General features: G+C 38.5%; 18 protein-coding genes and 1 pseudogene. 13 read left to right on the top strand and 6 right to left on the bottom strand.

The window, feature by feature from the left end; genetic code table 11:
* The first annotated feature begins 73 nt into the window (after positions 1-73).
* From ispF to argH, 7 genes are all read left to right on the top strand, one after another.
* The gene (ispF, locus tag A0J48_RS10605) at positions 74-562 is read left to right on the top strand and encodes a 2-C-methyl-D-erythritol 2,4-cyclodiphosphate synthase (protein WP_200322899.1); all 489 of its coding nucleotides are present in this window, start codon (positions 74-76) and stop codon (positions 560-562) included.
* 19 nt (positions 563-581) lie between these two features.
* Positions 582-1,133 (top strand): hypothetical protein, encoded by a 552-nt coding sequence (locus A0J48_RS10610; RefSeq protein WP_234300838.1) that lies wholly within the window; start codon positions 582-584, stop codon positions 1,131-1,133.
* Positions 1,134-1,168: 35 nt separating this feature from the next.
* Positions 1,169-1,798, top strand: coding sequence for a PIN domain-containing protein (locus tag A0J48_RS10615; RefSeq protein ID WP_200322900.1), 630 nt, complete (start codon positions 1,169-1,171; stop codon positions 1,796-1,798).
* Between the two features lie 23 nt (positions 1,799-1,821).
* Positions 1,822-3,609, top strand: a complete 1,788-nt coding sequence (locus tag A0J48_RS10620) for an ABC transporter substrate-binding protein (RefSeq protein WP_200322901.1) — start codon at positions 1,822-1,824, stop codon at positions 3,607-3,609.
* A 132-nt stretch (positions 3,610-3,741) separates the two neighbouring features.
* Positions 3,742-4,527 (top strand): nickel pincer cofactor biosynthesis protein LarB, encoded by a 786-nt coding sequence (gene larB / locus A0J48_RS10625; RefSeq protein WP_200322902.1) that lies wholly within the window; start codon positions 3,742-3,744, stop codon positions 4,525-4,527.
* Between the two features lie 106 nt (positions 4,528-4,633).
* Positions 4,634-4,849: a hypothetical protein gene (locus A0J48_RS10630; RefSeq protein ID WP_200322903.1), complete on the top strand. Its 216-nt coding sequence runs from the start codon at positions 4,634-4,636 to the stop codon at positions 4,847-4,849.
* Positions 4,850-4,933: 84 nt separating this feature from the next.
* Positions 4,934-6,316, top strand: coding sequence for an argininosuccinate lyase (argH, locus tag A0J48_RS10635; RefSeq protein WP_200322904.1), 1,383 nt, complete (start codon positions 4,934-4,936; stop codon positions 6,314-6,316).
* Between the two features lie 381 nt (positions 6,317-6,697).
* Here the strand turns inward: argH and A0J48_RS10640 are convergent, their stop codons facing one another.
* Positions 6,698-6,868 (bottom strand): hypothetical protein, encoded by a 171-nt coding sequence (locus A0J48_RS10640; RefSeq protein WP_187039505.1) that lies wholly within the window; start codon positions 6,866-6,868, stop codon positions 6,698-6,700.
* An 890-nt stretch (positions 6,869-7,758) separates the two neighbouring features.
* Between A0J48_RS10640 and A0J48_RS10645 the strand changes: the two genes are divergently transcribed.
* Together A0J48_RS10645 and A0J48_RS10650 are read left to right on the top strand one after the other, a co-directional pair.
* A complete protein-coding gene (locus A0J48_RS10645; RefSeq protein ID WP_411841127.1) occupies positions 7,759-8,232 on the top strand; it encodes an NUDIX hydrolase in 474 nt (157 codons plus the stop codon).
* Positions 8,233-8,637: 405 nt separating this feature from the next.
* Entirely contained in the window at positions 8,638-10,476 is a 1,839-nt protein-coding gene (locus tag A0J48_RS10650) for a bifunctional serine/threonine-protein kinase/formylglycine-generating enzyme family protein (RefSeq protein WP_200322908.1), read from the top strand.
* 633 nt (positions 10,477-11,109) lie between these two features.
* Here A0J48_RS10650 and A0J48_RS26880 read toward each other — a convergent pair.
* Both A0J48_RS26880 and A0J48_RS10655 read right to left on the bottom strand, forming a co-directional pair.
* A pseudogene (locus A0J48_RS26880) lies at positions 11,110-11,226 on the bottom strand (type II toxin-antitoxin system VapC family toxin); the annotation flags it as partial.
* A 271-nt stretch (positions 11,227-11,497) separates the two neighbouring features.
* A complete protein-coding gene (locus A0J48_RS10655) occupies positions 11,498-12,304 on the bottom strand; it encodes a pantothenate kinase (RefSeq protein ID WP_200322910.1) in 807 nt (268 codons plus the stop codon).
* Positions 12,305-12,416: 112 nt separating this feature from the next.
* On the opposite strand from A0J48_RS10655, the gene A0J48_RS10660 reads away from it, so the two are divergent.
* Entirely contained in the window at positions 12,417-14,165 is a 1,749-nt protein-coding gene (locus tag A0J48_RS10660; protein ID WP_200322912.1) for a diflavin flavoprotein, read from the top strand.
* Between the two features lie 288 nt (positions 14,166-14,453).
* Positions 14,454-16,163, top strand: coding sequence for a diflavin flavoprotein (locus A0J48_RS10665; protein ID WP_200322914.1), 1,710 nt, complete (start codon positions 14,454-14,456; stop codon positions 16,161-16,163).
* Positions 16,164-16,199: 36 nt separating this feature from the next.
* Here A0J48_RS10665 and A0J48_RS10670 read toward each other — a convergent pair whose 3' ends face one another.
* Entirely contained in the window at positions 16,200-16,817 is a 618-nt protein-coding gene (locus A0J48_RS10670; RefSeq protein ID WP_200322916.1) for a Uma2 family endonuclease, read from the bottom strand.
* Between the two features lie 1,148 nt (positions 16,818-17,965).
* Here A0J48_RS10670 and A0J48_RS10675 point away from each other — a divergent pair.
* Positions 17,966-18,748, top strand: coding sequence for a Uma2 family endonuclease (locus A0J48_RS10675; RefSeq protein WP_200322918.1), 783 nt, complete (start codon positions 17,966-17,968; stop codon positions 18,746-18,748).
* A gap of 41 nt (positions 18,749-18,789) precedes the next feature.
* A complete protein-coding gene (locus tag A0J48_RS10680; protein WP_325078603.1) occupies positions 18,790-19,008 on the top strand; it encodes a PDDEXK family nuclease in 219 nt (72 codons plus the stop codon).
* Positions 19,009-19,240: 232 nt separating this feature from the next.
* Here the strand turns inward: A0J48_RS10680 and A0J48_RS10685 are convergent, their stop codons facing one another.
* A complete protein-coding gene (locus tag A0J48_RS10685) occupies positions 19,241-19,564 on the bottom strand; it encodes an RNA recognition motif domain-containing protein (protein ID WP_200322920.1) in 324 nt (107 codons plus the stop codon).
* A gap of 294 nt (positions 19,565-19,858) precedes the next feature.
* Positions 19,859-20,401: a phycobiliprotein lyase gene (locus A0J48_RS10690; RefSeq protein ID WP_200322922.1), complete on the bottom strand. Its 543-nt coding sequence runs from the start codon at positions 20,399-20,401 to the stop codon at positions 19,859-19,861.
* Between the last annotated feature and the right edge of the window lie 178 nt (positions 20,402-20,579).

A 20,579-nucleotide genomic window follows, 5' to 3' on the forward strand; every position in this document is an offset into this window, starting at 1 on the left:
GGGAGGCAGGGGAGGCAGGGGAGGCAGGGGAAGATTAATAACCCAATGCCCAATGACTAATGACTAAGGACTAATGACTATGAACATCAGAATTGGTAACGGCTACGATATTCACAGATTGGTGAGCGATCGCAATTTAATTTTAGGCGGTGTTCACATTCCTCATGAACTGGGTTTATTAGGACACAGTGATGCTGATGTCCTCACCCACGCAATTATGGACGCAATACTGGGAGCATTATCTTTAGGCGATATTGGCCATTATTTCCCACCTACTGATCCCCAATGGAAAGGTGCTGATAGTCTTGTACTATTAAAACAAGTTCATCAGTTAATTCGTGAGCAAGGTTGGAAAATCGGCAATATTGATTCTGTGGTTGTGGCAGAACGTCCCAAATTAAAACCACATATTAATTCCATGCGGGAGAAATTAGCAGCGGTTTTAGAATTAGAACCCAATCAAGTTGGTGTCAAAGCTACTACTAATGAGAAATTGGGTCCCACAGGTAGAGAAGAAGGTATTTGTGCCTATGCTGTAGTTTTGTTGGTATCAGGTGATTAATTAATAGGAGGATTGCTATATGTTTAGTTTAGATAAACCGGAAGAATTAGTTAAATTAAGGCTGATATCCAGTATTTGGAATAATGAATTTGATTCACCGGAAAAAATAGAAAGATTATTGCTTCTGTCTTATCCAGATATTGTTGTATTAGATAAAAATCAGCAAATAGCACTATTGGTTGACATAAAAGCAAAAAAAATACACGACGAAGACAAAAAAAGTAATTTATCAAAAATTACACAATTATATTTACAGAATTCTCAAAAAATTCGTTTTGCAATGCTGGCTGAATTAGACAATATCACTATTTTTCAGTACAAAAATGGTACAACACAAAATAGTCCATTAAAGCTAGAAACTGCTGAGATTCTCAGCACTTATGACAGCGATTTTAAAGACAAGAAGCATAAAATATTTGCGTTCTATTTGAAAACACTAGTAGAATCTTGGTTAAGAGACTTAGCTTATCACTGGAAATCAGACAAACCACCAGCATCTAACCAATTACAAGAGATTGAATTATTGGATAAAATAGAAGGGGGAGATACTTATTCGCACAATGATGAATAAAAAATATAGAGAATTTAATTATCAGGTAGATTAAGGTGACAATACTTTACATAGAAACTAATTTTTTAATGGCTATTGCTAAAGGGCAAGATCCAGAAGCAGAAAATTTACTATATAACCCACCTAATGAAGTACGTATATTTGTACCAAATATTTGTTATGTTGAAGCTGTATCTGTATTCAAGATAGAGAAACAAGCAATAAAGTCTTTTAAAATGGAAATAGAAAATAAAATTAAAGAAGCTAAACGTGATCGATCTTCTGCTAATGCTATATCTTTAATTAACAATTTAGAACAAGCAAAAAATGATAATGATTCATTGCTTAATGATATTCAATATCGTCTTTCCAGTGCTATTGATGGAGAAAATTCTCAGGCAGAAAGTATATTTCTACCCGATGATCAACTCCAGCATACTTGTAGAATAATGTTAACTCAACCAGAAACATTGTTAGTCAAAAACGATATCATGGATAACTTAATCTTAAGATGTATTTTAAATCATGCGGATTCACATTCTCAAGAAAAAAAAGCATTTATTAGCGATAATAAAGAGGACTTTGGTAAACCAGAAGTAAAAGAATCTTTACGCAAAGCAGGTATTAAATATTTTACCAAGGCACAATATTTTCTTCAATGGGTTAATTCTAGTTCATCAACTTAAATAATATTTCTATTAGTGAAATTATGGCATTTATTAAAAACATTCTCAACCACACAAAAAGCCTTTTATTAATCATCACTATCCTCTCCTTCACAGTATTATCAATCACAGGTTGCAATCACAGTAATTTCAAAAGTAATGCCAGTCAAGAAGTACCGCAATTAGTCACGAGTATTCTCAGTGTTCCTACAACCTTTAACTATGCCCTAAGTCCCGAATCTCCTAATATTTTCGGTTATACTTATGAGGGATTACTCAATCAAAATCCCCTCACTGGTGAACTAGAACCAAATTTAGCTGAATCCTGGGAAGTTTCTGATGATAAATTAAAAATAACTTTCACTTTAAAGGATACTTTAAAATGGTCAGATGGTAAACCATTAACAGTAGATGATGTCGTCTTTACCTATAACGATATTTATCTAAATGAAGACATACCCACTGATGTTAGAGATATTTTGAGAATTGGTAAAGAACGCAAATTACCAACTGTGAAAAAAGTGGATAATAGAAGGGTAGAATTTAGTGTACCCGAACCTTTTAGACCTTTCTTACAAAGTGCTGGTGCGGCTATTTTACCTGCTCATATATTAAGAGAATCCATAAAAACAAAAGATCAAGATGGTAAACCGAAATTTCTGACAATATGGGGTGTGGATACTCCACCTGAGCAAATAATTGTTAATGGTCCTTATAAACTAGAACGTTATGATACCAGTCAACGAATAATTTTCCGTCGTAATCCTTATTATTGGCGTAAAGATGCTGAAGGTAAACCCCAACCTTATATTGAGCGTATTGTTTGGCAAATTGTCGAATCAACAGATACCTCTTTGTTACAATTTCGCTCTGGTGGTTTAGATTCTGTAGGGGTGACACCTGATTATTTCTCTTTGCTGAAAGCACAAGAAAAACAAGGTAATTTCCAAATTTATAATGGTGGTCCATCTACAAGTACAAGTTTTGTATTTTTTAATTTAAATCAAGGCAAAAGAAATGGTAAACCATTAGTAGAGCCAATTAAATCACGTTGGTTTAATAATGTAGACTTTCGCCAAGCTGTGGCTTATGCAATTGATAGACAAACCATGATTAATAATATTTATCGTGGTTTAGGTAAGCCGCAAAATTCACCGATTTCTGTCCAAAGTCCCTATTATCTTTCTCCAGAACAAGGGTTAAAAGTTTACAATTATAATCCCGCAAAAGCCAAGGAAATATTACTCAAAGCAGGATTTAAATACAATGCTCAAAATCAACTAGAAGATGCTCAAGGAAACCTGGTCAGATTTGCTTTACTTACCAATGCTGGAAACAAGATTCGTGAAGCAATGGGTTCGCAAATTAAACAGGACTTGAGTAAAATTGGTATTCAAGTTGATTTTACTCCTCTAGCATGGAATACTTTTACAGATAAACTATCTAATACTTTAGATTGGGAAGCATCTTTAATCGGATTAACTGGTGGATTAGAACCAAATGATGGAGCTAATGTATGGTCTCCTGAAGGTGGTTTACATATGTTTAATCAAAAACCCCAACCAGGACAAAAGCCAATAGAAGGCTGGAAAGTTGCACCTTGGGAAGCTCAGATTCATGCACTTTATATTCAAGGCGCACAGGAATTTGATGAAGCAAAAGTTAAAGAAATTTACGCAGAAAGTCAGCGATTAACACAGGAAAATTTACCGTTTATTTATTTGGTAAACTCCTATTCTCTGTCCGCAGTAAGAAACCGTTTTGAAGGGATTAAGTTTTCGGCTTTGGGTGGTCCATTCTGGAACATTCATGAAATTAAAATCACAAAGTAGGTGACAGGTGATAGGTGATAGGTGACAGGTGACAGCAAGAAGGGAATAGTCCGCATCTCACCAATTAAGCGTTACCAAAATATCAATCTAAAATCCAAAATCTAAAATCCAAAATCTAAAATCTAAAATTGAATGACTCAACCTGAAGCTTTGCGATCGCTCCTAGAAGCGGTTGCCAATGGTAAAATAAGCCCTGATATAGCCTTTAACTCACTCAAAGACCTAGCTTATGAATCTGTCGGTGAGTTTGCCAAAATAGATAACCATCGTCAGTTAAGAACAGGTTTTCCAGAAGTGATTTGGGGGCCTGGTAAAACTATCGATCAAATTGTGCAGATTATAGAAGTGATGCGCCAGAAGACTTCTGTAGTCATGGCAACCCGCATAGAACCGTTAGTTTACGCTGAACTGCAAAAAAAAGTCAGAGGTCTTAAATACTACGAATTGGCAAGAATTTGTGCCATTACTCCCCCAGAAATCGAAATCAAATTCCCAGGACAAATCGGTATTCTCTCTGCGGGAACCGCTGATTTACCTGTAGCAGAAGAAGCCGCAGTCACCGCAGAACTTTCTGGTTTCCGTGTCCAGCGTCTTTGGGATGTGGGCGTAGCGGGAATTCACCGGTTACTTAGTCACCGTTACCTGCTAGAATCCTCTTCGGTATTAATTGTTGTTGCGGGTATGGAAGGGGCTTTACCCAGTGTGGTAGCGGGTTTAGCAGATTGCCCAGTAGTTGCCGTTCCCACTAGCATCGGCTATGGTGCGAGCTTTTCGGGTTTAGCCCCACTATTGACAATGCTTAACTCCTGTGCAGCGGGTGTGGGAGTAGTTAATATTGATAATGGCTTTGGTGCAGCAGTTTTAGCAGGACAAATTTTAAGAACTTCAGAAAAATTACGCTTGGCATCTCAAAGTTAGTAAGCTAATACAGTAAAAACTCTGTATAATTGCGGTGATTAGCTATGAGACTAGTTACGGCAATTCTTGAGAACAGTCTATAAGTAAACCCTTGGGGCTGAAGATTATGGAACATCTGCATGATATTGTATTTCCCGTCTTAGGAAATTTGCATTTCGATCTTATCTTTCTAGCTGCTGATTACACCAATGTAAAAGATCCAGATGTTATCGGTCAGATGCAAGGTGCTTGGAATAACTTTGTCAAAACTGGGCAAATTTGGGCAACTTTGATTGGTATAATTATCGGCTATGTTTTTAAGAGTTTAACCAGTTATGGTTAAGATAATTTGGGATTTTAGATTTTGAATTGATGGTACTTTAAAGTCTAAAATCACAAATTGTTTTTTCCTCTTCCTTCTAAATTTATGACCGAAAAACAAACTTGGAGCCAGCGATTTGAATCTGCACTACATCCAGCGATCGCTCGTTTTAATGCCAGTATAACTTTTGATATTGAACTGATAGAATATGATATCACTGGTTCTCAAGCTCATGCTCAAATGCTGGCTCACACAGGAATTATTTCCTCAGAAGAAGGAGAGCAATTAGTTACAGGGTTAGAACAAATTCGTCAAGAATACCGACAAGGTAAATTTCAGCCCGGTATTGATGCTGAAGATGTACATTTTGCTGTAGAAAAGCGACTGACGGAAATTGTTGGTGATGTTGGTAAAAAGTTACATACCGCCCGTTCTCGTAACGACCAAGTAGGAACTGATACTAGACTTTATCTGCGCGACCAAATCCAACAAATTCGCCAGCATTTACGGGAATTTCAAACAGTTTTACTTGACATCGCTGAAAAAAACGTTGAAACCCTAATTCCTGGCTATACTCACCTCCAACGCGCCCAACCCCTCAGTTTAGCTCACCACCTCTTGGCATACTTTCAAATGGCACAACGGGACTGGGAACGCTTAGGAGATGTTTTCCAACGGGTGAATATTTCCCCCTTGGGTTGTGGTGCTTTAGCAGGAACAACTTTCCCTATTGACAGGCATTACAGCGCCAAACTACTGCATTTTGATGATATTTATGCCAATAGCTTGGATGGAGTCAGCGACCGAGATTTTGCCATAGAATTTCTCTGTGCAGCAAGTCTGATCATGGTTCACCTCAGCAGACTCTCAGAAGAAGTTATTCTCTGGTCTTCAGAAGAATTTCGCTTTGTCACCCTCAAAGATAGCTGTGCTACAGGTTCTAGCATCATGCCCCAAAAGAAAAACCCGGACGTGCCAGAATTAGTACGAGGGAAAACAGGGCGTGTTTTTGGTCATCTCCAGGCGATGTTAGTAATTATGAAGGGTCTACCCCTGGCATATAACAAAGACCTGCAAGAAGACAAAGAAGGCATATTTGACAGCGTGAATACTGTGAAAGCCTGTCTAGAAGCCATGACTATTTTGCTGCAAGAAGGCTTAGAATTTCGTACCCAGCGACTAGCACAAGCGGTTACAGAAGACTTTTCTAACGCTACAGATGTAGCAGATTATCTAGCAGCACGAGGAGTACCCTTCCGGGAAGCCTATAACCTCGTCGGTAAGGTAGTAAAAACCAGTATAGCAGCAGGTAAACTGCTCAAAGACTTAACCTTAGAAGAATGGCAACAACTACATCCAGCCTTTGCAGCGGATATTTATGAAGCTATATCACCTCATCAAGTAGTTTCATCCCGCAACAGCTACGGTGGTACTGGTTTTGCACAAGTGAGACAAGCTATTATCAAAGCCCGTACTCAAGTTAACTAGCTAGACCTCATCAGCTGTTAAACCAATAAGAGTTACACATTCAGGACTTACGCACAAAATTTATCATCCGGGCTGGGTGTAGGGTGTGGGGTGTAGGGTGTAGGGGTTTTTTTCTTTGATGAACCTATCCTCCGAAAACCTTATTTTTTCTTTTTTTTGCGTAAGTCCTAACATTGAGGCAAGCAGAGGGGCTTCAGGAGAATAATGTATTAATTACCTATTCCCTCTCACCTATCACCTATTCCCTCTCACCTATGACCTGTCACCTGTCACCTATGACCTGTCACCTGTCACCTGCTATAAACAAGGGCGTACAAATAAAGATAAATGTACGCCCAAATATAGCAAATTAATCCCAGAGGAAATATTTAAACAGTTAATTTAATCAGCTGCATCCATTGCTGCTGCTCCTGTTTCTTCATCTTCACTCTTAGGTGGTCTTTGTTGGAACCTTCTTTGCATTCTTCCTGTCGTAGTCCGTTTACGAAACTTTCTGGCATAAGCCTGGTTCCGTAGCGCCTTTTCTTTTTTCGGGTTGCGGCGCTTGGCCATATTCACCTCATGAATAAACAACAAAAAATCGACATCTAGGCATTACGTAGGCAATATCAGCTACCGACGTTATTGATATAGTTCCTAAAAGCATAGATATTTATTTATCTCATGCCTTGGGTCAATCGGGTATTAGGTTATGAAACCATAGACTCCGTTTCCCTAGACTATAAAGCGGTCGGGATTATTTTTCGCCTAGTGCAGTAAATATCAACACTTTAAACAGCATACCATCTTAGCGTACTCAGATATTTGCTGTCAAGCTAGATTGATATTTACTCAGAGAATAGGCTAAAACCCTAAAGCACAAACAACAAATTTCATCGGGTTTCTCAGTTTGGCAATTTTCATACACCAACTAGTACTACCATGGTTTCAAAATTCAAAATGAATACAGAGTAAGCGTTTCAGTGATTGGGAATGGTTGAGTTATTTCCGCCGTTATGTACTCAGAATCTTATGACAGCTAAAAAATTCGTAATCTCCGCATTTCAATTTTTATTAAAACAGCCGGAATATAGTTACATACCCTAGTATTTATTATTGCTGTCAATCAAACTAATACCAGCTAATAGTCTTGAAAATCAGGAAACACTTAAAACTGTCGAGTTATCTATTTTATCTTGGCTGAGAATGAAAACACAAAATGAAGACACAAAACAGCGGGATGAATTTAATCATCTTTGTTGATTTATGGATATACGTATTATAAATTTTTGCTATTCAATCATGTCTAGTAAATAGTAAAATTGATGTATTATACGTATATCATCTACAAGAAAATCTCTCACTAAACCATGTTTACAGACAACAGAACTCAGTCTCTATTTTATTAGGGAAATAACCAACTACAATCTAAAATTTGCAGCTTGAATATTATTACTTTTTTTATGCCAGTGATTCAGTCCACACGCAGTTTATGGCACTTTGGACAAACGGTTTTGGGTATTATATTTCGTCATCCCATTACTGGTACTAGTGTGATTCCAATTTTACCTGATGGTCGAATAGTATTGATTCGACGGAGAGATGATGGTTGTTGGTCTTTACCTGGTGGTATGGTGGACTGGGGAGAAGATATTCCTCATGCAGTGCGTCGAGAGTTAATGGAAGAAACTGGACTGGATGTACTAAAAATCCGGCGCTTGGTGGGAGTTTATTCTTCACCAGATCGTGATCCAAGAATTCATTCTATTTGTATTGTTGTGGAAGCAGAAGTACAAGGAGAAATGAAGGTTAAAGATGATTTGGAAGTGATGGAAATTAAAGCTTTTGAACCTAGTTGTTTACCTCAACCCAAAATGTCTCATGACCATGCAAGACAACTGCAAGACTATTTGCATGGTTTAACTACTTTGGCATAAAATAATTTTTTGATTTTTGATTTTTGATTTTTGATTGATATATGTAGGGTGTGTTAGCGACAGTGTAACGCACTGGATTTTTGATGATTGTGCATTCAAGATTTCTTTAGATTTCTTTTTTTATTAACGAACCGCAGAGGACACAGAGAAATAGTTTAAGATACCTGCATTTTTGAAGACGTAAAGGATCTGGGTTATTTATATAGGACTTACGCAAAAAAACGAAAAAATAAGGTTTTCGGAGGATAGGTTGATCAAAGAAAAAAACCCCTACACCCTACACCCCACACCCTACACCCAGCCCGGATGATCAATTTTGTGCGTAAGTCCTGTTATATTGCCTTTACTCAAAGAATGTGACAAAATAATTACTGTATCTGCTTATCCTCAGTAAATCACTGCTTTATGGGTGTCAAACTGCGTCAACGCTATGAAATCATCCGCGTTTTGGGTAGCGGTGCTTTTGGTGATACCTACCTAGCAGCAGATTTAGATTTACCTAACCATCCTCAGTGTGTGGTGAAACATCTGCAAATTAAACCACCCAACACCGCAGCAGCTTTACCTATCGCTAGAAGGTTATTTGCACAGGAAGCAGAAGCATTACAGAAGTTAGGAACTCATCATCAAATTCCGCAACTCTTTGCTTATTTTGAAGAAAATAATGAATTTTATTTAGTTCAAGAATTTGTTAACGGTCAAGATTTAACTAGGGAAGTTTATCCTAAAAATAAGTTACCTGAAAATCAGGTGAAAAAGTTACTCAGAGAAATTTTAGAAGTTTTAATTTTTGTCCATCAACAAAATATTATTCACCGCGATCTTAAACCCCAAAATATCATGCGTCGCAGTGGTGATGGTAAAATTATGTTAATTGACTTTGGGGCGGTAAAAGAAACGATGAGGGTAAATGCCCAAGGTCAAACTATTTTAACCGTTACTATTGGTACTCCTGGTTATATGCCTAGTGAACAAACCGCAGGAAGACCAAAGTTAGCGAGTGATGTTTATGCGGTGGGAATGTTGGGAATTTATGCGTTGACGGGTATACAACCCCACGAATTACCTACAGATCCTACCAATGAAGAGGTAATTTGGCGGAATTGGGCAAATGTCAGTGAAGATTTTGCTAATATTTTAACTAAGATGGTGCGTTATCACTTCAGCGCACGTTACCAAGATGCACAGGAAGCACTAAAAGCTTTAACTCCTGCACCACCACCACCACCACCACCTCCTCCTCCAAACCGTCGTCATTTTTTACAACTTGCTGGTGTTGCTGTGGGAAGTTTTGGTTTAGCGGTTGTTGGTAATAAGTTATTTTCTGGAAGTGGGGAAAAAACAACTTCTGTTTCGACCACATCTTCTCCTTCACCTTCCCCAGAACCAGTTCCCCAAGTTTCTCAAACTCCTGTTTCGACCACATCAAATAATTCCAACCTGAAAACTTTTAATTTTGAAGTTGTGAAAACCGACTCACGGGGAAGCATTATTGATAGGAGTAATTCTTCCGCAAGATACTATGAGGAAGATTTAGGAAATGGTGTAGTTTTGGAAATGGTGGAAATTCCAGGGGGAACTTTTATGATGGGTTCACCGGAAAGTGAGGAAGGGAGGTATAAAGATGAAAGTCCCCAACATCAAGTGACTGTTCCCAGTTTTTTTATCGGGAAATATCAGTTGACCCAGGCACAATATCAAGCTATTATAGGTAGCAATCCTTCTGAATTCAAAGGTGATAATCGTCCAGTTGAAACAGTCAGTTGGGATGATGCTTTTAAATTCTGTGAACGGTTAAGCGAAAAAACAGGAAAAACCTACAGATTACCGAGTGAAGCAGAATGGGAGTATGCTTGTAGGGCAGGAACTACGACACCATTTTATTTTGGTGAAAGTATTACCCCAGATTTGGTAAATTATGATGGTAATTCAACCTACAAAGATGCACCGAAGGGATTGTACAGGAAACAAACCACTAATGTAGGAACTTTTCCCCCCAATGCTTTTGGTTTGTATGATATGCACGGGAATGTCTGGGAATGGTGTCAGGATACTTGGCATGAAAATTATATAAACTCGCCTACAGATGGTAGTGCTTGGATTGGACAAAGCACTTTCCATGTTGTTCGAGGCGGTTCTTGGAACTACGATTCTAGGTTCTGTCGTTGTGCGACTCGCGTCATTTTCGACGGCAACGACCTCGACCTCGGTTTTCGTGTTGTGCGTGTTCCCCCCAGGACTTAGTAGCCCTTTACACTTTTGCCCTCTTGCCCTATCGCCTTCGGCGATCAAATTTTTTTAGCGATTTTTAATATGTCTGAATCGGGCTATCCAGGATTTAAGGATGTACAGGATTGAGATTTTTGACTTCTTGGGTTTAGGAACTTCCAAATAAAAAATATTCAATTAATTCTTGTGGGGTAGGCATACTTCGACTTCGCTCAGTACAAGTCTTGCCTGCCCTTAAACATGGACGGGCTAGAAGCCCATCCCACAAGATTGGATAATTTATTTCTTGGAAGTCTCTTAGTTATGGGAAGTAAGAAAAATCTATTTTATTAAGTTGAGTATTTTGGATAGACAGATATAGGAATCCCTTGGGTCTGTCTTTTTTATCATAACATAAGCTGTGGAGATGTCAAGAACCTTGAAAATTCGTTGACTGATTTTGGCTTGTTGACATGATTCTCAATAGTTATTGAGAATAAACAGTTTTTTTTTGAGAATCAGGGGGTTGGTTGTTCTTTTTTTTGTCAGAATCAGGATTTAAGGATGTACAGGATGTACAGGATGTACAGGATGAGGTTTTTTGATTTCTGGTGTTGATTTTTTGTCAGAATCAGGATGTCCTGATATGGCTGGTGCCACGCTACGCTATCAGACAATTTCCCAATCTTCTAATTTTAATTCGGGTATACGTGAAAATTCTCTGGTGTTGTGAGTGACTAAAATTAAATTGTTAGTTAAAGCAATAGCAGCAATTTGTAAATCATAACCACTTTCGCTGTTTGTTGATAACCCGCCTGGGAATGAATTCCCAGTCTCATAGCTAAAGTCATCTAAAGATGACTAAAATCAACAAAAAATGTTTATTGAAATTGATTTTCTCTGTGTTCTCTGCGCCTCTGTGGTTCGTATTTCTTATATAAATTAGTCAGAAATTGAAATAAATTCCGGTGCTTTGATTTAAGAAACATCATCAATAAAATCCTGTAAATTCTTAAATCCTGGATATTATCTCGACTTCGCTCGATAACCACCTGATTCAGACAAAATAAACTTCCCACATTCCGCGAAATATCAAATTTTTATCTATAATTAACCGTTCTCCAATTTCGGTGAACTGTTGTATTAAATAGGCTTTCAATAACTCACTATCTCCTCCTGTAATTGCAATTTTACTATCAGGAAATAATAATAACCAGTTATCAATAAAATCCTTGATTCCTGCTAATAAAATGTAAATAATTCCACTTTGAATTGCTGATTTTGTATCCAAAGAAAAACGCGGTGGCAATTCTACAATTTCCCTAGTTTTTAACAATGGTAATTGTCCTGTATTTTGTCCCAAACTGTTCAACTGTAAACTGAGTCCTGGTAAAATTGCGCCACCTACTAAATATTGCTGATTATCAACACCTGTAAAAGTTATTGCTGTACCGGCATCAATGACTAACATCGGAAATCCATAAGTTTTCCCGGCACCATATAAAGCCAGAGCGCGATCAACTCCTAATGAGGAATACATATTTTGAATAGGAATGTGATTTAAGGTAATTAAGCGAACATTTGGGTAAGTTTGCCAAAGTTTTGTTTGACTAGGAACTACGGAAGCTAAAACGAGAGTGATGGGGAGGTTGGAAGAGAGGAACATGGGACGAGCGGAAGATGGCGAGAGAGGAAGAGTATTGGTTTTAGCTAACTTTTGCATATCAGATGCTGATAGATGGTCTGTATCCCAAGTTGAGTTGAGAGTATTGTCTACAAACAAAGCCCAATGTAAGCGGGAGTTACCAATCATTAATCCTAGCCAAAGATTATCTGTGCCTTGTTGGTAAGTATTCTGTTTCACACTTTTAACTTTCTTAAGTCAGTCATAGGTTTTTTAATAAAAATTAATATTCAACCCGTGTCACAATAAAGCAAGAGGAATAAATACTCAATGAGAGTTAAGGAGGGGAGTTATGGTATTGCTCACCGATAAATATGATGGACAGGGAAATCCTATCACTGTTAAACGGCTTACCATACAGACTGTAGAAATTACTCAGGATACTACGGCTATTCGTTCTTTGGACTGGGATCGAGACCGCTTTGATATTGAGTTTGGTCTGCAAAACGGTACAACATATAACTCGTTTTTGATCTGCGGTGAGCAAACTGCCCTAGTTGACACCTCCCATGAAAAGTTTCGTCAGCTATATTTTGATACACTCACTGGTTTAATCAATCCCCAAGATATTGATTATTTAATTATTAGCCACACAGAACCAGACCACAGCGGCTTAGTGAAAGATTTGCTGCAAATGGCTCCTGATATCACTGTAGTTGCTTCTAAGGTAGCAATTCAGTTTTTAGAAGACTTGGTACATCGGCCATTTAAACGGAGAATTGTCAAAAATGGCGATCGCCTCGACTTGGGAAACGGTCACGAGTTTGAATTCGTGATTGCGCCTAATTTACACTGGCCTGATACCATTTTCAGCTTTGACCACAAAACCCAAACTCTGTTTACCTGTGATGCCTTTGGGCTGCACTACTGCACAGAAAGCACGTTTGATGATAACTTGTCTGCCATTGAAGAAGACTTTAAATATTACTATGACTGCTTAATGGGTCCTAATGCTCGCTCTGTGCTTTCTGCTATGAAGCGGATGGCAGAATTAAAAACCATCAAAATGATCGCTACTGGTCACGGACCATTACTGTACCACAACGTTGAGGAATTAACTGGACGTTACCGGAATTGGAGTCAAAGCCAAACCAAGGCAGAAACACCAGTCGGGATATTTTACGTTTCTGAGTATGGATATAGCGATCGCTTGGCCCAATCAATTGCTAACGGTATCACTAAAACCGGTGTAGCAGTGGAATTGGTCGATTTGGGTGGAGCAGTCGATTTACAAGAGCTACGGGAGCTTGTAGGACGCTGTACAGGTATAGTTGTGGGAATGCCACCTGTTTCTGGTAGTGCCACTATTCAAGCTGGACTGAGTACGGTTTTAGGTTCTGCCAAAGAAAAACAGGCAATTGGTATTTTTGAAACCGGTGGTGGCGACGATGAACCCACTTACCCACTCTTAAATCAATTCCGGGCTGCGGGTTTGAGTGTAGCTTTTCCCGTGATTGAAATTCGGGAAACACCCACAGAAAACATTTACAAAAAATGTGAAGAAGCCGGAACTGATTTAGGTCAATGGGTGACTAGAGACAAAAGTATCAAAGCCATGAAATCCCTTGGTGCTGATTTAGACAAAGCACTAGGAAGAATTAGCGGCGGTTTATATATCATCACTGCTAAAAAAGGTGATGTGTCCAGCGCCATGTTAGCTTCTTGGGTGAGTCAAGCCAGTTTTAAACCTTTGGGTTTTTCCATTGCGGTAGCTAAAGATCGGGCGATAGAATCTTTGATGCAAGTAGGCGATCGCTTTGTTCTCAATGTATTAGAAGAAGGCAGTTATCAACCCTTGATGAAACACTTCTTAAAACGGTTCGCCCCTGGTGCTGACCGCTTTGAAGGAGTTAAAACCCAACCAGCAGAAAATGGTGCGCCAATTTTAGGTGATGCTCTCGCTTACATGGAATGTGAAGTAGTCAGTCGGATGGACTGCGGTGATCACTGGGCAGTATACAGCACAGTTTATGCCGGCAGAGTATCTAAACCCGAAGCACTGACAGCAGTACACCATCGGAAAGTTGGTAATCACTATTAATTCGTAATTCGTAATTCGTAATTCGTAATTCGTAATTCGTAATTCGTAATTCGTAATTAAACAAAAATTTCCCATCACGAATTATGAATTACATTTTATCAATTACGTTGTTGTGCGGGTAATGCCCACTTTGTAAAAAATCAGGCATTTTATCCTAGGAACTAATGATTTTATCAACGAACCAATCCAGGCACAGAGAACGCAGAGAAATTCTATCGTAGGCTTTAAGTTGAAATAAAAAACTAGAAATACAAGATATTTAAAAAAGCAAAAAAGGAGATTACAGTTATGTCAAATACTAAACCCCGTGATGTTCAAATATTGCCCATTGGCACAGATACTACTATATTGCGATCGCGCAGTTGGGCAAGATTAAGATTTGAAATAGAATATGCTCTCGCTAAAGGTACAACTGCTAATTCTTTTATTATTCAAGGTGATAAAATTGCCTTAATTGATCCACCTGGTGAAACTTTTACAGCCATTTATTTAGAGGCTTTACAACAGCGGTTTGATCTCAAAGCGATTGATTATGTAATTCTCGGTCACATTAATCCTAACCGCGCCGCAACATTAAAAGCATTACTAGAAATTGCCCCACAAATTACTTTTGTTTGTTCTAATCCAGGGGCGAAAAATTTAAAAGCTGCATTGGAAAATGAATATCTACCAATTTTGGTAATGCGGGGTGAAGAAACTTTAGATTTAGGTAAAGGACATCATCTGCAATTTATTCCTACACCTAATCCCCGCTACGCTGACGAACTTTGCACCTACGATCCTCAAACAGAAATTTTATTTTCCGATAAATTATTTGGGGCGCATATTTGTGGTGATCAAGTATTTGATGAAGGTTGGGAAGTATTTAACGAAGATAGGCGTTATTATTTCGATTGTCTCATGGCTCCCCACGCCAGACAAGTAGAAACAGCCTTGGATAAATTAGCAGATTTGCCGGTGAGATTATACGCCACTGGTCACGGTCCATTAGTTCGTTATGGTTTAATTGAACTTACCCATTCTTACCGAGAATGGATTCAGCAACAAACCAATGCTGACATGAGTGTAGCTTTGATTTATGCTTCTGCTTATGGGAATACTGCAACTTTAGCTGGTGCGATCGCTCGTGGTATAACGAAAGCAGGTGTGAGTGTTGAATCAATTAACTGCGAATTTGCAGACCCGGAAGAAATCAAAACCGCAATTGAAAAATCAGCAGGTTTTGTCATCGGTTCTCCCACATTAGGAGGACACGCACCCACACCAGTACAAACAGCTTTAGGAATTGTTCTATCAACAGCTACTAACAACAAACTTGCAGGTGTTTTCGGTTCTTTTGGTTGGAGTGGAGAAGCGGTTGATTTAATTGAAAGTAAACTCAAAGATGCAGGTTACAGATTTGGTTTTGACACCATTCGCGTCAAGTTCAAACCCAACGAAGTCACCTTACAAACCTGTGAAGAAGCAGGAACAGATTTCGCCCAAGCATTAAAACGCGCTGCTAGAAAATCCGTAGTTGCTAAACAACCAGCCACAAATGTAGAACAAGCCGTTGGGCGCATTGTTGGTTCTCTGTGTGTTGTCACCGCTACTCAAGGAGAAGTGAAAACGGGAATGTTAGCATCTTGGGTGACACAAGCCAGCTTTAGTCCTCCTGGTTTAACTATTGCAGTTGCTAAGGATAGGGCGATGGAAAACCTGACTCACACGGGTAATCAATTTGTTGTCAATATCTTGACAGAAGGTCGGGAAATACGCAAGCAATTTATGAAGGTTTATGCGCCTGGGCAAGATAGATTTGCTGGTTTAGAAACCACAGAAGCTAGTAATGGTGGTGTGATTCTCAATGGTGCTTTAGCTTACTTGGAATGTACCGTAAACAATCGGATGGAAGTGGGCGATCATTGGTTGGTTTATGCCACAGTTGATGATGGTAAGGTGTTAAACCAAGATGGTGTAACTGCTGTGCATCATCGTAAATCAGCGAGTTATTATTAAACAGTAGGGTGGGCATTGCCCACCTAAATGTACAGTTTAATTAAAATTACCAGCTTTAAAAATTTGTTCCGCAGTCAACTTTAATTCTGGGAAAGTTGATGATACTATCAATTCACTACCTGTAAATTGACTAACTTGGTATTCTCCATCTATCATTTGATGAATAGAAATAGTTGGTTGTTTAGGACTACCAATAAACCTTTTACTTCCCAGTGCTAAATAATCCACAATCCAATATTCAGAAATACCTAATCTTTCATAATCTCCCAGCTTTTTATAATAATCATCTTGCCAATTTGTACTCACAACTTCAATAACTAAAGGAATAGAATCAGGTTCAGAAATTACTGCTGATTTTCTCCAGTTTAGGTCAGTTGCTAGAATGTTTCTATTGATTACTAACACATCTGGTAAATAGCTGGATTCGCTTCCTGGTGTTTTAACAAAAGTAGTTTTTGGGATTCCATAGGGTAAATTTAAGCGTAAATATTCAGCCGTGATTCTCTCAGCTAAAAAACAAATAATATCTTCATGAAAACCTACTGGTGGATTCATTTCAACAATTACTCCATCATGTAATTCATAGCGTCCCTTATCAGGTAGCCATTCTATAAATTCTGCAAAAGTTACTATTTTTGGTAAGGCTTGAAGCATAATTTACCTACCTTTGTAAATTCAAAATCATTCAAATTGCAGCGACTCCTAAAGGGAATGATATTTCTAAGCGAGTATAGACAAGTCTAGTCTCATCTCATCGTTGCGTTATGTATATGCAAATACTAATATTCAACCAAGAGCATCCATTTTACATATTTAACCATGTTTTATTTTAGTTATTTTACTTGTTTTAGAATGGAATTAAAACAGACATACTGCTCGTTCCCAGACTCCGGCTGGGAATGCCTACAGTTTAAATTCTACAATTTAGATAACAATTCTATTTAAATTCTACAATTTAGATAACAATTCTATTGCCTACCGGGAGGCTCTGCCTCCAATCCCAGAATACAAGCCATTTTACCTGGTTTTGTGCTGGTAGTTGAGTCAGAGACTCATCAACTGCATTCCTAGTCAGAGACTAGGAACGAGAAAAACTCGTTACGATAATCTAAAAACTCCTGTAAGACTTGACGACGACAGGTGAAAGTTGTAATATTAAATATGTCAGTAAAAAAAGGGCAGTGCTACCAACACCACCCCTATTTTTGTGCATTTAAAAATACAAGCAAAATCTAACAATGCTTGTTATAAGTACACGAATATGATTGATTTGATTTAAGCGTAAGATTTTGTTATCTTACTTCTCCTTAATTTTCGTAACTACTGATTCTACTGTCTTGACCGTTGAATCGCTGTACTTGGCTGTAGTTGCAACATTGTGAGATATATAGGATATCGCACACAAGCACGCGAAAATACAAAAATAGTGCTTAAGCACTTTTTCCTCCATGAACTCATTTTAGATTAAAATTCACCCCATCTAACAAATAGTTACTGGGGTTAATGCCCTATGTATTGCTACATAGGATAATTAGAAGTGTAACATACTATGAATGAATTTAGTGCAATTTTTTAAACCTAATTGCTGATTTAGGTAAAAAATCACCAGATGGTAATTCCATGCAAATGGAAAAAATATCAATTTCCTTACCAGCGCCATTAGTAGAGTTTGTTGATAACTACAAAATTATTAAAGTCTGTAAATCTAGTTCTCAAGTAATAAGGTTAGCACTGGATTGATTGCGATATCAAGAATTAGAACAAGCATATAGTGAAGTTGACATTTCTTTTTTGCAGCCGTTATGTATCAAACAGACCCACCGCGTTCTGCTAAGGAATTCCTACCGACAATGTATGATTTACCTAGCGAAGATCCAGAGGAACCCGGGTTGCCAGACGAATTTCATCTTTTACAACCGCAGTTATTACGGGAAACTTTTTGTCTGTCAAACTTCCCGGAAAATCAGGTATTTATCGCCACAGACTTAAATCTTTACTATGATGTTCATCATCCATTATGGTATAAACGCCCTGACTGGTTTGCTGTCGTTGATGTCCCCAGGTTGTATGCACAAAAAGAACTACGGCTGAGTTATGTGGTTTGGCAAGAAGGCGTTAATCCTTTTGTGGTGGTAGAATTTATTTCACCAGGAACAGAAAAAGAAGATTTAGGGAGAACCTTACGAGATGCTAGTCAACCTCCAACTAAGTGGGAAGTTTACGAACGAGTTTTAAGAGTACCCTATTATATAGTTTTTGATCGTTACACTGACCAGTTAAGAGGATTTCAATTACAGGGAAGTAGTTATGCTGAATTGGAAATCAATCAACTGCGTGTATGGCTAAATGATATTGAATTAGGTTTAGGACTGTGGCAAGGTGTATATCACGGCATTGAACGGCAGTGGTTACGCTGGTATGATGCTTCAGGTAACTGGGTTCTCACACCGGAAGAACGGGAAAGAAAACAAGGGGAGCGAGAAAGACAACGCGCAAATAAAGAAAGACTACGAGCAGAAAGATTAGCAGCACAATTACGCGCTCTTGGTGTTGAACCTGATTTTGGTGATGACGAAGAAGGTTAAACGGCTGACTCTGAAAAATTGAAGCCAGAACAATTGCACTAATGATCTGCTATGAATACCGTCACCTTAAACCTAGCACCTATTATTCACCTTACAGACGACCAATTCTACCAACTCTGTACGATAATAAAGACTTAAACCTAGAACTAACTGCAACAGGACAACTAATAATTCTCCCAGGTTCAGGAGGAGAAAAAGGTATTCAAGAAGCAAACTTAACTACTAGTGTAGGTAATTGGAATCACCAAACAATCAATTGATAATTGACAATTGACAATTGACAATTGTTTCATTCAAGGTTTAAAACCTCTCCTTTCCAGGAGAAAAAAGAAAAAATTTCCTATTTCCCAATCCTCTCACTTCCAGGTAAGGACAGGTAATTGTCCATTTTTGAAACCTGGAAAATTAAAAATCAAAAACTTAAAAAGCAACCCACCCCGAAGTCGGAGTGGGTCACTTTTAGTTAATGGAAATTAGCAATACGGGTGAATATTAGTAGCGATTGCGACCGCCGCCGCCGCCACCACCGTAACCACCGCGACCACCGCCACCACCGTAGCCACCGCCACGGTCTTCTTTGGGCTTGGCTTTGTTAACTTTTAAATCACGACCCATCCATTCAGCGCCATCAAGTGCTTCAATGGCAGCAGTTTCTTCTGCTTCTGAACTCATTTCTACAAAAGCAAAACCACGTACACGGCCTGTTTCCCGGTCAGTAGGAATCTGAACTCGCTTTACAGAACCGTATTCTGCAAAGACTTGAGTTAAAGCATCCTGTGTAACTTCATAAGAAAGATTGCCTACGTAAACTGACATATTATGTCTCCAAAATCACGAGTTTGTAGAGATTTAGATTTCGGAGAGCAGTCTGTAAATACCACAAGTAAAAAGCCTGTCAATACTAACAACAAAACACTAATCGCCGAATTAATTCTCTCCCTTATGATGACATACAAACTAGATTTTTGGGTGAAGATTTTACAAAATTTTGAGAGAAAATTTTGCCAGCCCTGTAAATACAAGTTGTGGCTAGTGTTTCCAGCTAATAGCTGATGAATGTAGACAGACTTTGAGTCAAGATGATTTGAAATTTTGTATTAGCGTTACAGCTTACGATTCAATCCGCTTTTCCAAGTATTGACCAATCATTAACTGCTCACCAGCACGGGAAATAATAGATTGTCTGGTGCGGTACTTGTCACCAATGAGTTTGATTTCTTCCTCAAATACTGAATTGTTGTACTCAGTTCGCAAACACAGGGTTTTCTGGCTGGGGAAATAATATTGCGCCGTGACTGGTTTAGTCGTCGCAAAACCGCGATCGCGGTACAAAATATCTCCCAAAGCACCGAACACAGTTGTTCCGCTGGCTTCCTTTGTGGCGCTGCGTACATTCATACTATCCCAAGCGACTTTTGCACCACAAGTCAAACTCTCTAAATCTGACAAATCATGTAAAGCAGCCAAGTTTTGCAATTCATCATCCCCCTGTGCCAGAAATTGGATGGTAACAATACTCACAATTTCCTTAGTTTCTCCTTGGGGGAGAGTGTAATAGCGCCGTTCAGAACGCCATTGACCTACTGATGCTTGGAAAAATTCAGCAATTTGCTGTTCATCAGCAGTTTGGGCAATTTTCAGCAGTGATGTCACTTGTTACCTTCCTCACCTAACGTCAAACAACTTTGGATTTTAGATTTGGGATTTGAGATTGACTGCTGACTGCACCTGGCTTGGCTTCATCTATGCCACAGCTTCATCACAAATCTGGCTATACTTGATAGTGGTTACAAAATCAATATTTGTTTACTATTTTTAATATATACATAAA

This window comes from Sphaerospermopsis aphanizomenoides BCCUSP55, assembly GCF_001586785.1.
Taxonomy (GTDB): Bacteria; Cyanobacteriota; Cyanobacteriia; order Cyanobacteriales; family Nostocaceae; genus Sphaerospermopsis_A; species Sphaerospermopsis_A aphanizomenoides_A.